This window comes from Mesorhizobium sp. P3_A9 (assembly GCF_056402975.1).
The window spans coordinates 1-2,812 of the sequence record NZ_JBFUGJ010000536.1 but is presented as its reverse complement, the minus strand read 5'-3'; the positions used below and the strand labels follow the sequence as shown (position 1 = coordinate 2,812).

General features: G+C 57.4%; 6 protein-coding genes. 1 reads left to right on the top strand and 5 read right to left on the bottom strand.

Going from position 1 to position 2,812, the window contains the following annotated elements:
• Positions 1-90: 90 nt before the first annotated feature.
• Complete coding sequence (locus AC1DX0_RS34040) at positions 91-384, top strand: hypothetical protein (RefSeq protein ID WP_477222687.1); 294 nt, start codon at positions 91-93, stop codon at positions 382-384.
• 37 nt (positions 385-421) lie between these two features.
• Here the strand turns inward: AC1DX0_RS34040 and AC1DX0_RS34035 are convergent, their stop codons facing one another.
• From AC1DX0_RS34035 to AC1DX0_RS34015, 5 genes are all read right to left on the bottom strand, one after another.
• Entirely contained in the window at positions 422-613 is a 192-nt protein-coding gene (locus AC1DX0_RS34035) for a hypothetical protein (RefSeq protein ID WP_477222686.1), read from the bottom strand.
• A gap of 410 nt (positions 614-1,023) precedes the next feature.
• Positions 1,024-1,497, bottom strand: a complete 474-nt coding sequence (locus tag AC1DX0_RS34030; RefSeq protein ID WP_477222685.1) for a hypothetical protein — start codon at positions 1,495-1,497, stop codon at positions 1,024-1,026.
• Positions 1,498-1,504: 7 nt separating this feature from the next.
• On the bottom strand, positions 1,505-1,765 hold the full coding sequence (locus AC1DX0_RS34025) for a DUF982 domain-containing protein (protein ID WP_477222684.1): 261 nt from the start codon (positions 1,763-1,765) through the stop codon (positions 1,505-1,507).
• 246 nt (positions 1,766-2,011) lie between these two features.
• Positions 2,012-2,200: a hypothetical protein gene (locus AC1DX0_RS34020; protein WP_172226416.1), complete on the bottom strand. Its 189-nt coding sequence runs from the start codon at positions 2,198-2,200 to the stop codon at positions 2,012-2,014.
• 100 nt (positions 2,201-2,300) lie between these two features.
• Positions 2,301-2,812: Crp/Fnr family transcriptional regulator (locus tag AC1DX0_RS34015; protein ID WP_477358737.1), on the bottom strand; the 512-nt coding region annotated here is incomplete at its 5' end.

Sequence of the window (2,812 nt, the reverse complement as noted above, 5' to 3'; positions counted from 1 at the left end):
ATGTTTTGTTGAGATTTGTCTTGCTTTAACGAATCGCCTGGCGCATGGTGAAAGTGAGGGAAAACCCAGTCCTTCGGACAGGAGTTTGCCATGCACAACTACCCGGTCGAACTGCGTGACGATCTGAATTACACGCTGGTCAAGACAATCTACGAGTATGGAATTGTGAACGTGCCGGTTCTGGCCGCTCAACTGGCCGACCGCCACGGCGACCTGTCGTACGCTGACGCCGAACGGCTGGTGCTTGGCTTCGCACAGCTCTATTCGGCACCGATCGTGTTYGACCGTTCGGGGTGCGACTGGCGGCTGAAAGAGCCTGTTGGCTGGGACAATGACGGCCTGCTTCTCGACATCGTCCAGAACGAGTTTGGCCGCGCCGCGTGAGCCGCAATTGACTGTACTTGCCAATGCGTCCTGAGCGTCACTTGCGGATGATCTGCAGGACAATCTCGGGGTCGACAACACTCGATCCGGTCAGGTCCCTGACCATTTCTTCGGCATGGCGAACCCAAATGGCTTCAGGCAACAAGCCTTCGGCGACCAAACTTCTGAATGCGCTGCGAAGGGTATGGAAATCGAGGGCAGAGACCGGCCTGTCGGTGTCGTCGTTCATCGTCTCACTCCCTCGGGGCGGGAGTACGATGTACACTCTCAAGCGCCAGCGCCCGTTCAGTGGCCAGCGACAAGAAAACTGTACGCTTCCGACAATCTGATAGCGAGGCTTGGTACGAAACCGACAAATGCAAGCCCGCCACCGAGGGGTCAGTGGTGGGCTCAATGAAAAGTTGTTTGACTAACTTTCCGGCGCCTTTTTCGGCCGGGGGCTTCCGAGGCGCTACCAGGAACGGGTTGTCGGCCAAGAGGTTCCGTCCGCGCACGAAAAGCACGAGCGGCTCAGAGGTTGATGCATGTCGCCCAAAAGTGACCTCGGTTTTGGGAACACGACATGCATAAGAACAAAGAACTAAAGCGCGTCGCATGAATCCGTTTTCACGCGACGCGCTTCAGTCCGTCGCCTGGTCTTCAATATCGGGGCCTTTTGTCGGAAACGACGACCAGCCTTCCTCCAACATGATGGCACCGTTTGCAGACGAGCTTCGATGCCAGCCGCCTTTCGATGTTGAAATCATAGTGGGTGCCGTAGGTCTCGATCAGGTCATCGAGGTCCAGCGAGCGCAGATGACCGCAGCGTGCATTGCCGCAATAGATGCTTAGGCCCATGCCCTGTTCCCGAAGCTCGCCAAGGTTCTTCGGCTGCGCAATCGGCAGAACAATACCTGCCGGCTCTACCGGATGTGCGACCGCCACCAGGACAGGCTTTCTTATCTCTGCCCGGTCAATGTTGCCGATCTGATGAACTGCCTTGTCTTCGGCGACGCCTATGAGGGAATCGATCTCTTCCATGGCTTCGATATGCCCGCGGACAAACAAAGCCCKTCGCAGCACGTGCAGCGCATCYCTCGTTTCGCAAAGCGTCGTGCACAGGGTGAGGGGCATTTCGCGTTCACTCCTTCATGTAGCTGTCGGGAAGACAATCGGCTTCGACCGCGGCCGCAATGAAAGCCCGGTGGACCTCCCTTGTGCTGCAGCATCCCACCCGTTCCCCCACCAGGGCGGCAAGTGCCGCCAGAAACATGGGACCATTGGACGGCCAGTCGTCTGCCAAGGCGTCGGCCATTTGGGGAAGTGTACAAAGCACCGAAATGGTGCCGTCACTTCGCTCGATGGGAATTCCGGAAAACATGTTTGGTTGGTTGACGGTCACTGCATAGCTCCCKCTTGGGCGGGAGAATGTTAAGCGCTCTCAAGCACCAGCGCCCGTGCAAAAGCTGATGACATCTTGACTAAGCACTTAAACAAGGCTCCGTCTATTAACTATGACGCATCAGTATAACAATATTCAATTTTGTTCAAATTCACCGTTTACTTTGTTGGAACCGTACGATTCCGACAAGCTCGTTGGCGAGTATTGGTACCAAACCGACAATCTGGGCGGCGCGGGCAATTCGCATCAAATGCGTGAAGCGAGCCGGGTCAGCCCTACGCGCATGCGCTGGCTATCGGCAAAGGACCGGGCGTAGGATTCCACATCAAACGTGCTCAAGTGCACGTTGCCGTTGATGACGACCCGAACACGCCATTCGCCCATGGTCTCGGTGACTTCGACGCCATCCGGAATAGGTTGTTCTGCTTCAGCCATGACTTCCTCCCGAAAGGGCGAAAGCACCTGATTTGGCTCCCAAGCGTCCGTGTGCCGCAGACGGCGGACGACCGGGCAAATGTACGCTTCCGACAATCCATTAGCCAGTCAATTCAGGCTCCGAGCCGACCTCTCCCAAAAGCCTGGCATATTCAGATTCCGGTACCCCATATCCGCCCCCAGCCAGCGCAATCAGCCCAGGCCGGTCGAGGATGACAACCTCACCCCGGCGCGATCGGATCAGAGTGAGTCCTTCCAATTCCTGCAGGGCGATGGTGACGCCTGGCCGTCTTACGCCCAGCATCGTGGCGAGGAATTCGTGGGTAATGGAAAACCGTACGCCCACCACGCGGTCGTCGCACATCAGCAACCACCGGGCCAGGCGGCCTGCCAACTTCAGCCGCGCATTGACAAGTGCCGTATAGCCGGTCTGGATCTGCAGAGAATTGACGAAGCGCAACAGGAACAATCGCAATGTAGGGCTGGTCGCCAGAGCCGCGTCGAAGCTGCTTGCGTCGATGCGCATCGCTTCGCCTTCGAGTTGCACGAAGCAGGCTTGCGGCGAGCGGTTGTCGCCCATCACCAGCGAATATCCTGCCAGCCCCTCAAAGC